Below are 18,570 nucleotides of genomic sequence, written 5' to 3'. Positions count from 1 at the left end.
CCCCCGAACCCCTCCCTTGCAGGGAGGGGAGCAGCGATTTCAACTCAGCCGGTCGATCGCCACCACGTCGAGCGAGCCCGGGATGATCATCACCGGCACGCTCAAGGTCCCCGCATCCGCCCCGGTGAAGTGCGACACCAGTGTCCCCGGCGGCCCGCTCGCAGCGGCACCCAGCACCAAAGCCGCGATGTCGCCATTCGCCGCGATCATCTCGCGCACCACCTTGGCGCCGTCGCCCTCGCGCACGGTGATCGACGGCTTGAGCCCCGATTCGGTGAACAGGGTCCCTGCCGCGCGCGTCACCAAAGCCTCGGCGCGCTGGCGGCTCTCTTCCTCGATCGTCGCCATCACGCCGCCCCATTGGACGAACTCCTGCGGCGGCGTGAGCGCGAGGATCTCGACGCTGCCCCCGGTCTTCACTGCGCGCCGCGCGGCGAAGCGCAAGGCGATCTCCGATTCCGGCGTTTCGTCGATCACCACCAGATAGGTGCGCATGGCTGCTTTCCTCGTCCCGACGCGTTGACTGCCCGCTGTATCTGCCCCGCGCAAGCCCAAGCTCATCGCCCCAAGGTCTTGACCGGGGCCGTAGCGGCGGCAAAGGGGGGCTACGCCTTACCCCAGGGACCAACGACGGGAACCTCCATGTCGATCGAAATCAAGATGCCTGCGCTTTCCCCCACGATGGAGGAGGGCACGCTTGCCAAATGGCTGGTCAAGGAAGGCGACACGGTAAAGTCGGGCGATCTCCTCGCCGAGATCGAGACCGACAAGGCGACGATGGAGTTCGAAGCCGTCGATGAAGGCGTGATCGGCAAGATCCTCGTCGCCGAGGGCACCGATAATGTGAAGGTCGGCACGGTGATCGCAGTGATCGCGGGCGAAGGCGAGGACGTCTCTGCCGCCGCACCCGCCGCGTCCCCTGCGCCGAGCCCGGCTCCCGCGCCCGCCCCGAAGGCGGAGGCCGCCCCCGCACCGACGCCGGCGCCTGCCCCCGCGCCGACGCCGACTCCGACGCCAGCTTCCGCTGCCGACGGCAGCCGCGTCAAGGCGAGCCCGCTCGCCAAGCGCCTCGCTGCCGAGAAGGGCCTCGATTTGTCGACCGTGACCGGCTCCGGCCCCAATGGCCGCATCGTCAAGGCCGACCTCGAAGGCGCCAAGCCGGGCGCGGCGCCCGCCGCCCAGCCTGCTGCTGCCGCGGCCCCGGCCCCGAGCGCGACTCCGGCACCCGCCGCCGCGCCCGCCGAGCACAAGCCGGTCTGGTACGACGAGAGCATTCCGCACGAGGAAGAGAAGCTCTCGAACATCCGCAAGACGATCGCGCGCCGCCTCACCGAGTCGAAGCAGACGATCCCGCATATCTATCTCACCGTCGACATCCGGCTCGATGCGCTGCTCAAGCTCCGGGCCGAGCTCAACAAGGCGCTCGAGCCGCGCGGCGTGAAGCTCTCGGTCAACGACCTGCTGATCAAGGCGCTCGGCGTCGCGCTGATCCAGACGCCCAAGTGCAACGTGACCTACACCGGCGACAAGTTGATCAAGTACAGCCGCGCCGACGTCTCGGTCGCGGTGTCGACCCCGACCGGGCTGATCACCCCGATCATCCGCGATGCGGCGGGCGTCAGCGTCTCGTCGATCTCGACCCAGATGAAGGACCTCGCCGGCCGCGCCAAGGAAGGCAAGCTCAAGCCGGAGGAATATCAGGGCGGCACCGCCAGCCTGTCGAACATGGGCATGTTCGGGATCAAGCAGTTCGAAGCGGTGATCAATCCGCCCCAGGGCATGATCATGGCGATCGGCGCGGGCGAGAAGCGCCCCTATGTGATCGACGATTCGCTCCAGATCGCCACGATCATGAGCGCGACCGGCAGCTTCGACCACCGTGCGATCGACGGCGCGGACGGCGCCGAACTGATGAAGACCTTCAAGGAGCTGGTCGAAGCCCCGATGGGCATGATCGCCTGAGGCCGCCCGGGTGCGCGTCCTCCTCGAGACGGTCCACATCGCCATCGGGCTGCTCGCGGCGGCGTTGATCGCCGCCGCCGCGGCCTGGTCGTACCCCCGCGCCAGCGACGACATCTGGCTGGTGACCTTCGTTGCGATGGCGCTGGTCGTGCTGATGGGGATCGGTCCGATCCGGCGCGCGGTGAGGATCGACCGCAGGAAACTCGATCGCACCCCGGAGGCGAAGACCGATGGCTGAGCAAGGCCCGCCCGACAAGCAGCCCGCGATCCGGGTCACCACGATGCCCGCCGACGCCAATCCTTACGGCGACATCTTCGGCGGCTGGCTGATGAGCCAGATGGACATGGCCGCCGGCCTCGTCGCCTCGCGCCACTCGCACGGCCGCGCGGTGACGATCGCGGTCGAAGGGATGAAGTTCCACGCGCCGGTCGCGGTCGGCGACGAAGTCTCCGTATTTGCCGAGCTGGTCCGGGTCGGCCGCACCTCGATGACGATCGATGTCCAGGCCTGGCGCCGCGCGCGGCATGCCGAGGAGAGCTGCCTGGTGACCCAGGCGCAATTCGTCTTCGTCGCGATCGACGAGCATCGCCAGCCTAGAGTCGTGGACGGTGACGCCCGCTAATGCAGGAATCGGTCGCCGAGCGCGCCGTCACCATCTCGTTGGTGAGCGGGGCGCTGTTGCTGGCGGCCTGGGCGATCCTGGCGACGGTACGGAATTGGCGGCGCGGCGCTCTCTTGTGGAGTGGTCCGATCGGGCGACGCGTGCTGCAGACGATCGGCATGATGCTTTTCGGCGCGGCGCTGCTGGCCGTTCCCGGCATGGTGGCGGCGATCGTCGGCACCGCGATCCTCGCGGCGGGCGCACCACTGACCGTATTGCTCCCGATCATCCTGGTCGGGCTGGTCGGTCTCTGGCTGGCGCAACGATCGAGCGGCTATGGCATGGAAGGCTGCACGCGGCTGATCGCCATCCTGGTTTCGGCCTATGTCACGGTCTGGGGCGTGACCGCGCTAGCGATGACCTGGCACTTCCACCGGGGTTTTTTGCCGCTGGCGCTGTTGCAGCCGTTCATCGCGGCGCTGCCGTTCGCGCTTCTGCTCGCGCTGGTAACGCGGAGGGGCAGGAAGCTTCGTTCAGGTGCGCTGGCGCTGATCTTCTTTGCCGCCTGCATGGCGATCTGGTTCACGACGGTGGAGCGGGGCTTGTGGGGCGGGGTGTTATCGGCAAGCTATTGGATGCGATACGCCACAGCGGGAGCGATCGGCGTCTCTCCCTTGGCCTGTCTGCCATTGCTCGGGATGCTCAATCGAAAATCGCGGCAGGATTGGCGGGCACCGGTGGCGTTCGCCGCGGTCGTCGCCATCTTGGGGATGATAACCGGCCTGGTCTGGGCCGCGGCGGGGACGTTGCTCGCCGAATGAAAGAGGAAAAATCCGTTGGCTGACCAATACGACCTCATCGTCCTCGGCTCGGGGCCCGGCGGCTATGTCGCCGCGATCCGCGGCGCGCAGCTCGGCCTCAAGGTCGCGATCGTCGAGCGCGAGCTGCTCGGCGGCATCTGCCTCAACTGGGGCTGCATCCCGACCAAGGCGCTGCTCCGCTCGGCCGAGATCTTCCACTATATGCAGCACGCCAAGGATTACGGCCTCGTCGCGCAGGGGATCAGCGCCGACATCGAGGCGGTGGTCAAGCGCTCGCGCGGCGTCGCCAAGCAGCTCAACCAGGGCGTCACGCACCTAATGAAGAAGAACAAGATCGCCGTGCATTTCGGCGAGGGCAAGCTGACCGGCAAGGGCAAGCTCAGCGTTACCGACAAGGACGGCAAGAAGACCGACCTCGAGGCCAAGAACATCATTCTGGCGACCGGCGCGCGCGCGCGCGACCTGCCCAACCTCCCCGCCGACGGCAAGCGCGTCTGGACCTATCGCCACGCGATGACCCCGCCCGAGATGCCGACCAAGCTGCTGGTCATCGGATCGGGCGCGATCGGGATCGAGTTCGCCAGCTTCTACAACGATATGGGCGCCGAAGTGACGGTGGTCGAGATGCTCGACCGCATCGTCCCCGTCGAGGATGCCGACGTCTCCACCTTCCTGGAGAAGGCGCTCAAGAAGCAGGGCATGAACATCCTGACCGGCGCCAAGATCGACAAGATCGCCGCCGATGCGAACGGCGTGAAGGCGACGATCACCGCCAAGGACGGCAAGGCGACCGAAGGCCAGTTCAGCCACGTCATCGTCGCGATCGGCATCGTGCCGAACACCGAGAATATCGGGCTCAAGGAACTGGGCGTCGCGGTGGACGACCGCGGCTTCCTCAAGACCGATCCGGCGTGCAAGACCAATGTCGACGGCCTCTACGCGATCGGCGACATCACCGCGCCGCCCTGGCTCGCGCACAAGGCGAGCCATGAGGGCGTGATCGCCGCGGAAGCCATCGCCGGCAATCATCCGCACGCGATGGACCCGCGCAACATCCCGGGCTGCACCTATTGCCACCCGCAGATCGCCAGCGTCGGGCTCACCGAGGCCAAAGCGAAGGAGGCCGGCTACGAGGTCAAGGTCGGCAATTTCCCCTTCATCGGCAACGGCAAGGCAATCGCGCTCGGCGAGGCCGAGGGCTTCGTCAAGACCGTGTTCGACGCCAAGACTGGCGAACTGCTGGGCGCCCACATGATCGGCGCCGAAGTCACCGAACTGATCCAGGGCTACACGATCGGCAAGACGCTCGAGACCACCGAGGCCGAGCTGATGGAGACGGTGTTTCCGCACCCGACGCTCAGCGAGATGATGCACGAGTCGGTGCTGGGCGCCTACGGACGCGCGCTGCACATCTAAATCCGTCCGGCGCTCGCCGCTTTCGCTCCCCTCCCGCTCGCGGGAGGGGTCGGGGGAGGGCCTGGCCGGCGGCGCCAAACGCGGTTAGACACCCCCTCCCCTAACCCCTCCCGCAAGCGGGAGGGGAACGCATTGGGCATGCGCAGGGAAAGGCCATCACCTCGCCGCAAGCCCCGTTCGATCCGGCGCAGGGCTTATTGCCCACCAATTCGATAGGATATATATCGACCTTCCGGCCTTCCTCCGGGTGGAGTTGGAATATGTCCATCTTTTCGCCTCTCGACGACAGTTCGCCGATCATCCTCACCGTCCCCGGGCTCGGCGGCTCGGGGCCCTCGCATTGGCAGACCTTGTGGGAGCAGTCGCGCCCCGACACCCACCGAGTCGAGCTCGGCATGTGGGACTCGCCGCATCGCAACACCTGGGTGACCAAGCTCGACCAGGCGATTCGCAGCGCGCAGGCACCGGTGGTGCTCGCCGCGCACAGCCTGGGCTGCCTTGCAGTCGCCTGGTGGGCCGAGCTCTCGCCGCAGCCGTTCGGCTGGCCGGTCGCCGGTGCCCTGCTCGTCGCCCCCGCCGATGTCGACCGCGAATCGGTGCGCCCCGAGCTCTCGGCGTTCCAGCCGACTCCTACCAAGCCCCTTCCCTTCCCGTCGATCGTCGTGGCGAGCAGCGACGATCCGTGGATCGACCCCGAAAAGGCGCGTGCGCTCGCCGGCGGCTGGGGCAGCTTCTTCGTCGACGCCGGGCCGCAGGGCCATCTCAACGCCGCCAGCGGAATCGGCTGGTGGGAAGAAGGCCAGTCGCTGCTCGACCGGGTGCTCGACGCGGCATCGGATCGCACCGGCAAGGTCCGCTCGGCCAATGACGCGCGCTCGCTGCTCGCGGTGAGCGCAACCGAGGCGGCGCAGGCGCATTACTATGGCGCGCGGGCGTGACACGCCTCGTCCCGGCGCAGCAAATATCCGCACCGGCGCAGCCGGGGTGGAAAACGACCCGCTTCAGACCTATTTAGGTTAATAGCGGGCGTGGCCGGGTGACGTACCCTAGAGCGTCACTCGGCCTACGTCCGTACTCTTCCCCTGACATTGCCGGCCTTCGCGTGCGCTTCGTCGCAACCTGCCACGGCGCGACGATGATATATTGTACCGTCGCCCGTTCCGGCCTATATGACGGCCATGCCGGTGAGTCTTCCGTTATCCCGCTTCTGGGGCGGTATCGATGCAAGCTTCGATCGCATCGCGATCGGGCTGAGCGGGCTGTGCCTCGTCCACTGCGTGGCGACCACCGTGCTGCTGACCGTGCTCTCCTCCGCCGGCGCGCTGTTGCACCCGGCGATCCACGAGGTCGGCCTCACGCTCGCGATCGGCTTCGGCATCATCGCGCTCGGCAAGGGCGTGCTCTCGCACGGCTACATGGCCCCGGCCCTGGTCGGCGCGTTCGGCATCGGTATCATGGCGGGCGCATTGTCGCTGCCGCACGGCGGGTTCGAGATTTTCTGGACGCTGATCGGCGTCAGCCTCGTCGCGCTCGGCCACGACCTCAACCGCCGCGCGACCTACTGAGCCAGCTTGCCGGGGGCGCCCCGGCATCCTAAATTACCCCCATGCCCGCCCATGATCATCACGAGCATCACGGCCAAGATCTGACCCAGGCCGCCCAGGCGACGCTCGAAAAATCGGGCGAGCAATGGACTGCGATGCGCGAGCGGGTGTTCGAAGCGCTGGCCGGGTTCGACAAACCCGCTTCGGCCTATGACATCGCCGAGGCCGTCTCCAAGGCCGAGGGCCGCCGCGTCGCCGCCAACAGCGTTTATCGCATCCTCGACCTTTTCGTCGGCTCGAACCTCGCGCGGCGAGTCGAGAGTGCCAACGCCTATGTCGCCAACGCGCACCCCGATTGCCTGCACGACTGCATCTTCCTCGTCTGCGACAGCTGCGGCCAGACCACGCATCTCGATGACGATTCGATCACCAGGAACGTAAGGTCCGCCGCGAAGACCGCCGGCTTCTCGCCGGTGCGGCCGGTGATCGAAGTCCGCGGCAAATGCTCCGACTGCGAGTAGGCCTGCACGGAAACTCCACGACTTTTCACCGATTCGAGCGTTCGACTTAGGCGAATCACTCGCGTAAGAGATCGTCGATGGCCGATCTTCCCAGCACGCCGTTGCTCGACACCGTCGACACGCCCGCCGATCTCCGCAAGCTCAAGCCTGCCGATCTCCGCCAGCTCGCCGACGAGCTGCGCGCGGAGACGATCTCGGCGGTCGGCACCACCGGCGGGCATCTCGGCTCGGGGCTCGGCGTGGTCGAACTGACCGTCGCAATCCATTATGTCTTCGACACGCCCAACGATCGGCTGATCTGGGACGTCGGGCATCAATGCTACCCGCACAAGATCCTCACCGGCCGCCGCAACCGCATCCGCACCTTGCGCCAAGGCGGCGGGCTTTCGGGCTTCACCAAGCGCAGCGAGAGCGAATACGACCCGTTCGGCGCGGCGCACTCCTCGACCTCGATCTCGGCGGCGCTCGGCTTCGCGATCGCCAACAAGCTCAACGACAAGCCCGGCAAGGGCATCGCAGTGATCGGCGACGGCGCGATGAGCGCCGGCATGGCCTATGAGGCGATGAATAACGCCGAAGCGGCAGGCAACCGGCTGGTCGTCATCCTCAACGACAACGACATGTCGATCGCGCCACCGGTCGGCGGTCTCTCGGCCTATCTGGCGCGCACCGTCTCCTCGTCCAACTATCTGGGCCTGCGCAACTTCGCCAAGCGCGCGATCCGCCGCATCTCGAAGCGCGCCCACAACGCCGCCGAGAAGGCCGAGGAATTCGCCCGCGGCATGGTCGCCGGCGGCACGCTCTTCGAGGAGCTCGGTTTCTATTATGTCGGCCCGATCGACGGCCACAATCTCGACCACCTGATCCCGGTGCTCGAGAATGTCCGCGACAGCGAGCACGGCCCGATCCTCGTCCATGTCGTGACCAAGAAGGGCAAGGGCTATGCGCCGGCCGAGGCGGCGGCGGACAAATATCACGGCGTCCAGAAGTTCGACGTGATCACCGGCACGCAGGACAAGGCACCCCCAGGACCGCCCTCCTACCAGAACGTGTTCGGCGAGACGCTGGCCAAGCTCGCCGACACCGACCCGCGCATCGTCGCGATCACCGCGGCGATGCCGTCGGGTACCGGCGTCGACAAGTTCGCCCAGGCGCATCCCGACCGCGCCTTCGATGTCGGCATTGCCGAGCAGCATGCAGTCACCTTTGCCGCCGGGCTCGCCGCGCAGGGCATGCGCCCGTTCTGCGCGATCTATTCGACCTTCCTCCAGCGCGCCTATGACCAGGTCGTCCACGACGTCGCAATCCAGAACCTTCCCGTCCGCTTCGCGATCGACCGCGCCGGGCTCGTCGGTGCCGATGGCGCGACGCACGCCGGCAGCTTCGACGTCACTTATCTGGCGACACTTCCCAATTTCGTCGTGATGGCGCCGGCCGACGAAGCCGAATTGGTCCACATGACCTATACCGCTGCCGAGCATGATTCCGGTCCGATCGCGGTGCGCTATCCGCGCGGCAACGGCGTCGGCGTCGCGCTGCCGCAGGTTCCCGAGCGGCTCGCGATCGGCAAGGGCCGCGTCGTGCGCGAGGGCAAGACCGTGGCGATCCTGTCGCTCGGCACGCGGCTGGGCGAAGCGCTCAAGGCTGCCGATGCGCTCGAGGCGCGCGGGCTCTCGACCACCGTCGCCGACCTTCGCTTCGCCAAGCCGCTCGACGAGGAACTGATCCGCAAGCTGCTCGCGGCCCACGAAGTCGCGGTGACGGTCGAGGAAGGCGCGATCGGCGGGCTCGGCGCGCATGTCCTCACGCTCGCAAGCGACCAGGGGCTGATCGACGCCGGGCTCAAGCTGCGCACGATGCGCCTGCCCGACCTCTTCCAGGATCAGGATAAGCCGGAGAAGCAATATGACGAGGCCCGGCTCAATGCCGAGCACATCGTCGACACTGTGCTCAAGGCGCTCCGCTACAACGAAGCCGCGGTGAGCGACGCGCGCGCCTGACGGCAAGCTTGCCTGATCGAAGATCGGGATATACATTTGCAGGCAGTATATCCGGAGGTCGCCGTGCAAGTTGCGAAATGGGGCAACAGCCTCGCCATCCGCATTCCCGCCGACGTCGCGCGGGAACTGTCGCTCAAAGAGGGTGACGAGGTCACGCTGCAGCCGATGCCTGATGGCGGATTGGCGTTGATCACCGAGCAACAACGGCGCGATCAAGCACTGACTCGCCTGCGCGAGATCAGCCGGAAATTCGGCCACCTGCCTGAGGATTTCAAGTTTGACCGGGAATGGGCGAATTCGCGCGACGCGGAATAACGTGCCCGCGTTCTTTGACACCAATGTCCTGCTCTATGCGATCTCGGCCGACTCTAAGAAGGCCATGCGCGCAGATGAATTGCTCCGGCAAGGCGGCTTTATCAGTGTCCAGGTGCTCAACGAAGCCGCCCGCGTCCTAAGGGACAAGCTGCGCTACGATTGGCCGACCGTCCACGCCGCGCTCGCCGAAATGCGAAGCCTCCTCGAAGTGGTCCCGCAGAGTGTCGAAATCCACCATCTCGGCCTCGATATCGCCGAACGATACAAGCTCGGCATCTTCGACTCGATGATCGCCGCTGCCGCGCGCGTTTGTGGCTGCGATGTTCTGTATTCCGAGGACATGCATCACGGCCTGCTCATCCAAGGCCAGCTTACCATCACCAATCCGTTTCGCGCATAGCCTTTCGCACGTCCAACGGCTAAGATCGCCCGGTGCTCAAGATGACATCGCCCGCCTCCCGCACGCGTCCACGCGCGCTCGCCAATTGGCTGTTCTTCGTCGCTGCGCTGATCGTGCTGATGGTGGTGATCGGCGGGATTACGCGGCTCACCGAATCCGGGCTGTCGATCACGCAGTGGAAGCCGATTTCGGGGATCGTCCCGCCGCTGAACGATGCGCAGTGGCAGGCCGAATTCGCCAATTACAAGCGCATCCCAGAATATCAGCAGCTCAATCAGGGCATGACCCTGGCCGGGTTCAAGGCGATCTTCTTCTGGGAGTATCTCCACCGGCTGCTCGGGCGGCTGATCGGCGTGGCGTTCGCCTTGCCCTTGCTCTGGTTCGCGGTGCGCCGGCAGATCCCGCGCGGCTTCGGCTGGCGGCTCGTCGCCTTGCTCGCCTTGGGCGGGTTGCAGGGCGCGATCGGCTGGTGGATGGTCAAGTCGGGCCTCACCGTGCGCACCGATGTGAGCCATGTCCGTCTCGCGGTGCATCTGCTCGTCGCGCTGTTCACGCTGGCCGGGATCGTCTGGACCGCGCTCGACCTGCGCGCGCTGATCCGCCACCCCCAGGCGCGTCCGACACGGCTGACCGGACTGGGCGCGCTCGCCGGCACGATCCTGTTCGTCCAGTTGCTGTTCGGCGCGCTCGTTGCCGGGCTCAACGCCGGCCTCGTCACCGATCAATGGCCGCTGATGAACGGCCGCTTCTTCCCCGGCGCCACCGTCGAGGGACGCCCCTTCCTCGATGCGTTGTTCAACGATCCGGCGATCGTCCACTTCGTCCACCGCTGGTGGGCATGGGTGGTCGTCGCGGCCTTGGTCGTGCTCGCGCGCGCGGCCCGCGGGATCGACCGCCGCGCCTCGATCGCGATCCACAGCGCGTTCGGACTGCAGGTCCTGCTCGGCATCGCGACGGTGATGTCGGGCGTGAACATCGCCCTCGCTGCGCTCCACCAGCTCACCGGCGCGCTGCTCGTCATCGCCACGGTGTGGGGCGCACATGCGATCGGCCGGCGGCGGTGAGCGATATCGCCTTGCTCTACGCCACGTTTCCCAACGAGGCCGAAGCCAGGCGGGTCGCCGAGAGCGTGTTGTCCGAGCATCTCGCGGCCTGCGTCAACATCCTCGCCCCCTGCACGTCGATCTATCGCTGGCAGGACGCGATCGAGCGCAGTGAGGAAGTCCCGGCGCTGTTCAAGACCAGTCTTCCGCTCGGCGGGAAGCTTCGCGCGCGCATCCAGGCGTTGCATCCCTATGATCTTCCGGTAGTCGAGACTTGGCCCGTCGACGCGGGCATCGCGGTGAGCGACTGGATCGCCACGGAAACCGGCTGATGCTGCTCGCCGCGATCCTGTTGCAGGCCAGCGTCGCGGCGCCGATTTTCGCACCGCCGGTCGATCATCCGTTGCGCGTCACCACCGAGCGAACCGAAACCTCGCCCGAGGCGCGGCGCTATCGTCTCGAACGGCTGGTGCGCTTTCAGCGCGAGGACAATGCCTATCGCGCCGAAGTCGTGATTCTCGGCAGCGCCAGCGACGCGCCGCACGCGCTGGGCAATCTTGTCGAGCGCGGCCTTTCCGCGCTCGCCAGCCGCAAGATCGTGCTGCACCTCGACAACGCGGGCAAGGTCGTCGCGATCGACGACATGGCGGCGTTGTGGGAGCGCGTCTGCCAGGGGGTCGCCGATGCCGCCGCGACCCGGTCCGCGGGCGAGGCCGCAGGCCTCGGCGCCAAGCTTGCCACTTCGCTCCGCGCCTTGCCAGCCGAGCGCCAGCGTGCGCTACTCGCCACGCTGGTCACTGCATTGATCTCGTCCGAACCGATCGATCCGATCGGCGCCGATGTGCCGGTCGAGCTTCCCGGCGCTTCCCCGCTCGGCGCGCCAGTAGCGCTGGCGGGCACGCGCCATACTGCCGCGATCGAAAACGGCCTGCGCCGCACCGACACCCTTGCTTCGGCGACCCTGACCCTCCCCGCCCGCGCCGATTCGCCCGCGCGCCCGGCGACGGTCTCGCTCGAGCGGATCCGCACGTTCAATCCGCGGACCGGGCTGATCGCATCGGGGCTCGACACCACGCGCAACGCCGTCGGATCGGGTCCGGCGGCCCGCCAGACCCTGCTAGTCACGCGCCTCAGCGTCGCGCCGGCGCGGCCTGAAGATTGGCCAGAATAGCTACTGGTATTCAGATACCCGTCAGCAAAGCCCCCGATTTGCTTGACTTTCGCGAGCGCCTCCGCCAGATGACCGCCAGATCGCGCTGGCCGCAAGGCTGGCGCGCTTGCATTTCATACTGGAAAAAAGGTCACAGGCCATGAAGGCGCTGATGAAGACCACCAAGTCGGCGAAGCCGGCCGAGGTGGAGAAGAAGTGGCACATCGTCGATGCCGACGGCCTGGTGGTCGGTCGCGCGGCGACGATCATCGCCAACGTGCTGCGCGGCAAGCACAAGCCGAGCTTCACCCCGCACGTCGATTGCGGCGACAATGTCGTCGTGATCAACGCCGACAAGATCCGCTTCACCGGCAAGAAGCTGGGCCAGAAGGTCTATTACAAGCACACCGGCTATGCCGGCGGCATCAAGGAAATCACCGCGGCCAAGGTGCTCGAGGGTCGTTTCCCGGAGCGCGTGCTCGAAAAGGCCGTTGAGCGCATGATCCCGCGCGGCCCGCTCGGTCGTCAGCAGATGCGCAACTTGCGCATCTTCGCCGGCACCGAGCATCCGCACGGCGCGCAGAACCCCGAAGTCCTCGACATCGCGTCGATGAACCGCAAGAACAAGGTGGGCGCATAATGTCCGACAACCGCCAGTCCCTCTCCGATCTCGGCGCGATCGCCGCCGGTGAAGCGCCCGCGGGTGCCCCGGCCAGCGCCGACGAGTATCTGAACGCACCGGCCGCTCCGGCTGCGCCGACCACGCCGCTGCGCGAGAAGATCATCGACAGCCTCGGCCGTTCCTACGCGACCGGGCGCCGCAAGGACGCCGTCGCCCGCGTGTGGATCAAGCCGGGCACCGGCAAGATCACGATCAATGGCCGCGACCAGGAAGTCTATTTCGCGCGTCCGACGCTGCGCCTCGTCATCAACCAGCCGTTCGGTGTCGCCGAGCGCGAGGGCCAGTATGACGTGATCTGCACCGTCAAGGGCGGCGGGCTCTCGGGCCAGGCCGGCGCGGTCAAGCACGGCATCAGCCAGGCGCTGACCCGCTACGAGCCGATCCTGCGCGCGCCGGTCAAGGCGGCAGGCTTCCTGACCCGCGACAGCCGCGCGGTCGAGCGCAAGAAGTACGGCAAGGCGAAGGCTCGCCGCAGCTTCCAGTTCTCGAAGCGCTGAGCTTTTCAGTTCGAACAACGCGAGGGCGGTCCGGCGACGGGCCGCCCTTTTCGTTTGGACGGAGCCCGCCCTCGGCGAAGGCCAAGAGGTGGGCGATCTGGCGCCCCGCGGCACCGGAATGCGCTGGCTAAATTTTTCTTAGCTATTCCCTCACCTTATCCAATTAACCGTCTACATCTATTCATAAGGATGCAGGTTGCGCACGCGCGACGGCGGGGGATATTCGGTGTTCAGAACCAGCGTATCGGCTGCGCTCAGCGTAGCCCTCATCTCTTTGCTTTCGGGCTGCGGCGGCGGTGGCGGCGGCAGCTCCAGCGCGCCCAGCGGCGGCGGCGGCGTGGTCTCGATCACCCCGGCGCCCACCCCCACCCCGACCTTTACCGAGGGCGATGCCGCGCGCCTCGCCAAACAGGCGAGCTTCGGCCCGACCCCGGCTTTGGTCGCGCGGATCAAGGAGGTGGGCGTCAACGCCTGGCTCGACGAGCAATTCGCCGCGACCGGCAGCACCTATACCGATCTCGCCGTCGAGGTCCGCCGCGATTTCTGCACCAGCGGCGACACGGTCTGCGCCCGCCAGCATTTCTCGCGCACCCCGGCCGCGATGCGCTTCTACGCCGATGCCGTGATGGCGCCCGACCAGCTGCGCCAGCGCGTCGCCTTCGCGCTCGGCCAGATGATCGTCGCCTCGGAAGCGGAAGTGAATTCGGCCGCCGGCATCGCCGCGTTCAACCAGATCTTCCTCGACAACGCCTTCGGCAATTTCCGCGACGTGCTCGCCCGCGCGACGATGCTCGGCTATATGGGCGACTATCTCGACATGGCCGACAGCAACAAGTCGGCGCCGTCGGAGAATTACGCCCGCGAATTCCTCCAGCTCTTCTCGATGGGTCCGGACCAGCTCAACATGGACGGCACGCCCAAGCTCGACGCCAGCGGCGCGCGCCAGCCGAACTACACGCCCGACGACATCCGCGGCGTCGCCCGCGCGCTCACCGGCTGGACCTATGCCCGCCTCGGCGGCGCGGCGATCACCGATGGCAATGCCCGCGACTATTCGCAGCCGATGATCACGGTGCCGGCACGCTACGACACCACTGCCAAGGCATTCCTCGGAACGACCGTCCCAGCCGGCGCCACGCAGGAAGCCAGCGTTTCCGCCGTGGTCGACGCGGCGTTCAACAACGCCTCGACCGCGCCGTTCGTCTCCAAGTTCCTGATCGCGCACCTCGTCACGCCCAACCCGACGCCGGCCTATGTCGGCCGCGTCGCGGCGGTATTCGCCAATAACGGCAGCGGCGTGCGCGGCGACCTCAAGGCCGTGGTCCGCGCGATCCTGACCGATGCCGAGGCGCGCAACGCGCCGGGTGCCGCTTCGGGCAAGGTCAAGGAGCCGGTGCTGCTGATGGCGGGGCTCGCCCGCGTCATCGGCTTCACCACCGACGGCTATGTCTTCGTCAACCGCGATAGCAGCATGGGCCAGCCGGTGATGCGCGCGCCTTCGGTGTTCAACTTCTACCCGCAGGATTATCCGCTGCCCGGCAGCACCACGCTGCGCAGCCCCGCTTCGAAGCTGCTCAATACCTCGAACGTGCTGCGCTGGCACAATTTCGTCTATGACTGGACGATCGGCGGCGACGCGACGCGCTCGGAATTCACCCTCGCCTCGGGACTGCCCAATTCGTCGCTGACCCAGCCGGCCTGGGGCAATTGGGAAGCGCTCGGCACCGACATCGATGCGATGGTCGCGCGCATCAACTTGCTGATGTTCGCCAATATGCTGAGCCAGCAGCAGAAGGACGCGTTGAAGGCCGCCGCGACCGCGACCACCAACGCCGATCCGGTGATCCAGGCCCGCAAGCGCGCGCAAGTGATGCTCTACATCGCGGCCTCGAGCCCGCTCTTCCTCGTCGACCGGTAAGGGAAACCCGTCATGACCATGTCCCGCCGCGATTTCACGCGCCTCGTCGCCGGCACCGGCGCGCTGGCCGCCATGGGCCAGCTCGGCCGCACCAGCGCAATGGCCGCCCCCAGCGGCAGCTACCGCGCGATGGTCGGCGTCTTCCTGTTCGGCGGGAATGACGGCTGGAACATGGTGATCCCCACCGATGCCCGCCACGCCACCTATCTCGCCTCGCGCGGCTCGGTCGGCATCAAGGCGGCGGCGCTGACGCCGCTGACCAACGCCGCTTATGCGCTGCACCCCTCGATGTCGGCGCTGCGTCCGCTCTGGGACGAGGGCAGCCTCGCGCTCGTGCTCAATGCCGGCACGCTGTTCGCGCCGCTGACCAAGGCGACCTACCAGTCGCGCGCCGATCTGCGCCCGACCAATCTGATGAGCCATGCCGACGAGCAGGCGCATTGGCAGGGCCTGCGCGCCCGCGACGTCAGCATCGATGGCTTCATGGGCCGGATGACCGACCGAATGACCGCGACATCGACGCCGTCGATGATCTCGCTGGCGGGCTCGAACCTCGCGACGATTGGCCGGACCAGCTCGGCGCTGGTGCTCCCGTCGACCGGAACGATCGGCCGCACCGGCTACAGCGCTGGCGGCAGCGCCGCGAACATGGCCAAGAATGCCGGCGTCGACGCCTTCGCCAATGGCGCGGCCTATGGCGCGATGACCGAGGCGACCGCGCGCGACATCAACGGCGCCTATGGCCAGGCGGTAACCGCCAACAACATCATCAGCGCCACCAGCGCACTCGACGGCTATTTCGTCAACCCGACCACCGGCGCTGCCCTGACCAGCGACGTCGCGCGCCAGCTGATGCGCGTCGCGCGGATGATCGCCGCGCGCTCGACACTCGGCCATGACCGCCAGACCTTCCTGGTCAGCCAGGGCGGCTTCGACAACCATTCGGGCCAGGTCGGCGGCGGCAACAACGACACCGGCACCCACGCCAACCTCCTCGCTGACCTCGCAATGGCGCTCGCCGGCTTCCACCGCGCGATGCAGTCGATCGGCATGGGCGAGAACGTCACTGCGTTCACGATGAGCGACTTCGGCCGAACCTTCAAAGGCAATGCCCAGAACGGCACCGACCATGCCTGGGGCAGCAACCATCTCGTCGTCGGCGGCAACGTCACGCCGGGCGGCATCTTCGGCGCCTATCCCGATCCGGTGCTCGGCGGCGCCAACGACGTCAGCAACGAAGGCCGCTTCGTCCCCGCGGTCGCGCAGGAAGAATATATCGGCGCGATCGCGCGCTGGCACGGCGTCAGCGATGCCGACATGCCCTATGTCTTCCCCAATTGGTCGACCTGGAGCACCGGCGGCCGCGGTCCGCTAGGGTTGTTCCGCGCTTAACGGCGTTCCTCCACATTCCTTCCATATCGCGCAGCTATCGCGCGACATGAGGGAGCGAGGCATGGAACTGCACTACCGCGGCATGACTGGGTCGGATATCGTCGATGCGGGAGGAAACCCCGTGTCCAATCTGTACCGTATCACCCCCGTCATGCACGTGCCCGACATCGCCGCGGCGGTCGCGTTCTTCACCGACATCCTCGGCTTCGAATGCCGTTTCCAACAGGGCCGCTACGCTTCGGTCAAGCGCGAGGGCGCCGCCTTCCGCCTGGTCGAGAATGCCGGCGACGACGGCGCGCCTCCCGGCAACCGGCGCTTCTGCTATTATATCGACGTGCAGGATGTCGACGCGGTCGCGGCCGAGCTGGCGCCCAAGGCGGCGCTGCTCAACGACGGCGACATTTACGGCCCGATCGACCAGATCTACGGCCAGCGCGAGCTGATGGTCGTCGTGCCCGACGGCAATCTGCTGGTGTACGGGCAGGATTTGACGCGGGAATGACCGCCGTTCTTCCTCTCCCTATGGGAGAGGTAGCGCAGCTTGGCAGCTTGCTGCCTAGCGGAGCTAGGTGAGGGCAGTCGGCTTATCGATAGGGCGATCCCCTCACCCAGCTTCGACTAGGGCCGCGCAGAAGTGCGCGACCCAAGTCTGCGCAACCCTCTCCCGACGGGAGAGGGAAGTTCAGAGCGCCACCGCGCCTTCGCCCTTGAACCGGGCGATCGTCTCGAAGCTGGTCCCGTCGACGCGGATCTCGTTGAACGAAGGCGGCTTGTCGCGCACCCGCTCGGACAGCGTCCCCGCGCCGATCAGCCGCACCGTCCGCCCGTCGACCTCGTGCGCGATGTCGAACGGATCATGGACATGGCCGGTCAGCACCGCATGCGCCCCCGCGGTTGCCAGCGCCGCGAGCGCGGCGGGCCCGCGCCGGGTGTGCGACGTCGCGCGCGTCCCTGCCTCGACCAAGGGGTGATGCGCCGCAATGAACACCAGGTCGCCCGCCGGCACTGCCTCGACCAGCGACAGCGATTCCTGTAGCGCGCGCGTGCTGACATAGCCTTTCGACCAGTTGGTCCGGAACTGGAACCGCGCAGTGGTCTTGAGCGGCACCACGCTGACCCCCTTCACGTCGAGCGGCTTCTCGATCATCTGCTCGATCACCCGGTAGCGCTTGTACGGCGTCACGAATCGCGCCCACAGGTTGAAATACGGCAGGTCGTGATTGCCGACCTCGACCGTCACCGGCCGCCCCAGGCTTTCGAGCCATTTGCCCGCTGCTGCGAATTCGGCCGCCCGCGCGCGCATCGTCAGGTCGCCGGTCATGATCACCGCGTCGGGCTTTTCCTCGACCACCTTGCGGCCGAACCAGTCGATCGCCTCGCGGTCCTCGCGGCCGAAATGGACGTCGCTGACGTGAAACAGGCGCGTCATGCCGGTATCTCCTCGTCGGTGCGGGTGGCGATGAACGTCTCGAGGCTCTTGCCCGATCGGATCTTCTCGTGCGGCTGGAGCGTCACCGGCTCGCCGTCGAACAAGGCCATCACCGGCTTGCGGCCATGGACGCGCAATTCCTGCGTCCAGCCCTCGGTCACCGCATGCGCCGCGACCCAGTCGCCGGTCAGCCAGTCCCAGCCGAGCTGGACGATCGAACCCCAGTCGCGCGCATCGACCGCGGCGACTTCGAGCCCGTGCAGGTCCGGCGTCACGAACACCGCCTGATAGGCGTCGCTCAGCCCGGTCGCCCCCTCCACGCGGATTCCGCGGTCATGGAAGGTCCGCCGCCATGCTGCCTTGGCGGCGCCGACCAGCCGCCCGACCTTGCCCTTGCGCACTGCCTCGCGCGCCCGCGCCCAGGCCGCCGCCGGCCCGAGGATGAGCCCGACGAACGCGCGGTGCTTGCCGGCGATCACATAAGGCAAGGCCACGCGCCGCTCGGACTGCTTCGCGGCATGAAGGATCTTGTGCGGGTCGGTCTCGCTGTGCAGCCCCTTGGCGAGCAGGTTCATCGTGCCGCCGGGCAGGATCAGGAAAGCGCCTTCCCACTTCTCCAGCGCGCAGAGCGCCGCGTTGATCGTCCCGTCGCCGGCGAACAGCACGACGGTGTCGACCTTCGCCGCGTCCAGCTCCTGGGGCTTGGGCAGCTTCTGTTCGGGGAATTCGGTCCGCCCGGCGAGCTTGAGCCCGCTTTCCTCGAAGACGGCCTCGAGCGCCTCGCACTTCGCGCGGGTCGCGGTGCCGGAATTGGGATTGGTGATGAACCAGAGCGTTTCCATGCCGCCGCAACGCGCGAGCCGGCTTTTGGTCGCTTC

At 67.1% G+C, this 18,570-nt stretch carries 22 protein-coding genes; 19 read left to right on the top strand and 3 right to left on the bottom strand.

Annotated elements, in window-relative coordinates:
• Positions 1-39: 39 nt before the first annotated feature.
• Positions 40-495: a universal stress protein gene (locus AC3WJI_RS12945; protein ID WP_492757686.1), complete on the bottom strand. Its 456-nt coding sequence runs from the start codon at positions 493-495 to the stop codon at positions 40-42.
• 147 nt (positions 496-642) lie between these two features.
• Between AC3WJI_RS12945 and AC3WJI_RS12940 the strand changes: the two genes are divergently transcribed.
• From AC3WJI_RS12940 to AC3WJI_RS12850, 19 genes are all read left to right on the top strand, one after another.
• Positions 643-1,962, top strand: coding sequence for a pyruvate dehydrogenase complex dihydrolipoamide acetyltransferase (locus AC3WJI_RS12940; protein WP_492757685.1), 1,320 nt, complete (start codon positions 643-645; stop codon positions 1,960-1,962).
• 10 nt (positions 1,963-1,972) lie between these two features.
• Entirely contained in the window at positions 1,973-2,200 is a 228-nt protein-coding gene (locus AC3WJI_RS12935; protein ID WP_492757684.1) for a hypothetical protein, read from the top strand.
• Positions 2,193-2,585: an acyl-CoA thioesterase gene (locus AC3WJI_RS12930; protein WP_492757683.1), complete on the top strand. Its 393-nt coding sequence runs from the start codon at positions 2,193-2,195 to the stop codon at positions 2,583-2,585. The genes AC3WJI_RS12935 and AC3WJI_RS12930 overlap by 8 nt, the downstream gene beginning before the upstream one ends.
• Positions 2,585-3,385: a hypothetical protein gene (locus AC3WJI_RS12925; protein ID WP_492757682.1), complete on the top strand. Its 801-nt coding sequence runs from the start codon at positions 2,585-2,587 to the stop codon at positions 3,383-3,385. Before AC3WJI_RS12930 ends, AC3WJI_RS12925 begins: the two co-directional genes overlap by 1 nt.
• 15 nt (positions 3,386-3,400) lie before the next feature.
• A complete protein-coding gene (lpdA, locus tag AC3WJI_RS12920) occupies positions 3,401-4,801 on the top strand; it encodes a dihydrolipoyl dehydrogenase (RefSeq protein ID WP_492757681.1) in 1,401 nt (466 codons plus the stop codon).
• Positions 4,802-5,061: 260 nt separating this feature from the next.
• Positions 5,062-5,739: an RBBP9/YdeN family alpha/beta hydrolase gene (locus tag AC3WJI_RS12915; RefSeq protein ID WP_492757680.1), complete on the top strand. Its 678-nt coding sequence runs from the start codon at positions 5,062-5,064 to the stop codon at positions 5,737-5,739.
• 240 nt (positions 5,740-5,979) lie between these two features.
• Positions 5,980-6,366 (top strand): MerC domain-containing protein, encoded by a 387-nt coding sequence (locus AC3WJI_RS12910; RefSeq protein WP_492757679.1) that lies wholly within the window; start codon positions 5,980-5,982, stop codon positions 6,364-6,366.
• Between the two features lie 41 nt (positions 6,367-6,407).
• Positions 6,408-6,866: a Fur family transcriptional regulator gene (locus tag AC3WJI_RS12905; RefSeq protein WP_492757678.1), complete on the top strand. Its 459-nt coding sequence runs from the start codon at positions 6,408-6,410 to the stop codon at positions 6,864-6,866.
• Between the two features lie 77 nt (positions 6,867-6,943).
• Positions 6,944-8,866, top strand: a complete 1,923-nt coding sequence (gene dxs, locus AC3WJI_RS12900) for a 1-deoxy-D-xylulose-5-phosphate synthase (RefSeq protein ID WP_492757677.1) — start codon at positions 6,944-6,946, stop codon at positions 8,864-8,866.
• 36 nt (positions 8,867-8,902) lie between these two features.
• Positions 8,903-9,181 (top strand): AbrB/MazE/SpoVT family DNA-binding domain-containing protein, encoded by a 279-nt coding sequence (locus AC3WJI_RS12895; protein ID WP_492757676.1) that lies wholly within the window; start codon positions 8,903-8,905, stop codon positions 9,179-9,181.
• Position 9,182: 1 nt separating this feature from the next.
• Positions 9,183-9,581 (top strand): PIN domain-containing protein, encoded by a 399-nt coding sequence (locus tag AC3WJI_RS12890; RefSeq protein ID WP_492757675.1) that lies wholly within the window; start codon positions 9,183-9,185, stop codon positions 9,579-9,581.
• Between the two features lie 41 nt (positions 9,582-9,622).
• Positions 9,623-10,645, top strand: coding sequence for a COX15/CtaA family protein (locus tag AC3WJI_RS12885; protein ID WP_492757687.1), 1,023 nt, complete (start codon positions 9,623-9,625; stop codon positions 10,643-10,645).
• Positions 10,642-10,956: a divalent-cation tolerance protein CutA gene (gene cutA, locus AC3WJI_RS12880; RefSeq protein ID WP_492757674.1), complete on the top strand. Its 315-nt coding sequence runs from the start codon at positions 10,642-10,644 to the stop codon at positions 10,954-10,956. The genes AC3WJI_RS12885 and cutA overlap by 4 nt, the downstream gene beginning before the upstream one ends.
• Entirely contained in the window at positions 10,956-11,795 is an 840-nt protein-coding gene (locus AC3WJI_RS12875; RefSeq protein ID WP_492757673.1) for a hypothetical protein, read from the top strand. Before cutA ends, AC3WJI_RS12875 begins: the two co-directional genes overlap by 1 nt.
• A 139-nt stretch (positions 11,796-11,934) precedes the next feature.
• Entirely contained in the window at positions 11,935-12,414 is a 480-nt protein-coding gene (gene rplM, locus AC3WJI_RS12870) for a 50S ribosomal protein L13 (RefSeq protein WP_492757672.1), read from the top strand.
• Positions 12,414-12,953, top strand: a complete 540-nt coding sequence (gene rpsI / locus AC3WJI_RS12865) for a 30S ribosomal protein S9 (RefSeq protein WP_492757671.1) — start codon at positions 12,414-12,416, stop codon at positions 12,951-12,953. The genes rplM and rpsI overlap by 1 nt, the downstream gene beginning before the upstream one ends.
• Before the next feature lie 226 nt (positions 12,954-13,179).
• Positions 13,180-14,871 carry a DUF1800 domain-containing protein gene (locus tag AC3WJI_RS12860; protein WP_492757670.1) on the top strand — a complete coding sequence of 564 codons (1,692 nt, stop codon included), beginning with the start codon at positions 13,180-13,182 and terminating at the stop codon, positions 14,869-14,871.
• 12 nt (positions 14,872-14,883) lie between these two features.
• On the top strand, positions 14,884-16,263 hold the full coding sequence (locus AC3WJI_RS12855) for a DUF1501 domain-containing protein (RefSeq protein ID WP_492757669.1): 1,380 nt from the start codon (positions 14,884-14,886) through the stop codon (positions 16,261-16,263).
• Between the two features lie 61 nt (positions 16,264-16,324).
• Positions 16,325-16,765 carry a bleomycin resistance protein gene (locus AC3WJI_RS12850; protein ID WP_492757668.1) on the top strand — a complete coding sequence of 147 codons (441 nt, stop codon included), beginning with the start codon at positions 16,325-16,327 and terminating at the stop codon, positions 16,763-16,765.
• Between the two features lie 180 nt (positions 16,766-16,945).
• Here AC3WJI_RS12850 and AC3WJI_RS12845 read toward each other — a convergent pair whose 3' ends face one another.
• Both AC3WJI_RS12845 and AC3WJI_RS12840 read right to left on the bottom strand, forming a co-directional pair.
• The gene (locus AC3WJI_RS12845) at positions 16,946-17,692 is read right to left on the bottom strand and encodes a metallophosphoesterase family protein (protein ID WP_492757667.1); all 747 of its coding nucleotides are present in this window, start codon (positions 17,690-17,692) and stop codon (positions 16,946-16,948) included.
• The gene (locus AC3WJI_RS12840; RefSeq protein ID WP_492757666.1) at positions 17,689-18,534 is read right to left on the bottom strand and encodes a diacylglycerol/lipid kinase family protein; all 846 of its coding nucleotides are present in this window, start codon (positions 18,532-18,534) and stop codon (positions 17,689-17,691) included. The genes AC3WJI_RS12845 and AC3WJI_RS12840 overlap by 4 nt, the downstream gene beginning before the upstream one ends.
• Positions 18,535-18,570: the final 36 nt, after the last annotated feature.

This window comes from Sphingomonas sp. FW306-1B-B10E, from assembly GCF_058782005.1.
This window is presented reverse-complemented; position numbering and strand designations above follow the sequence as displayed.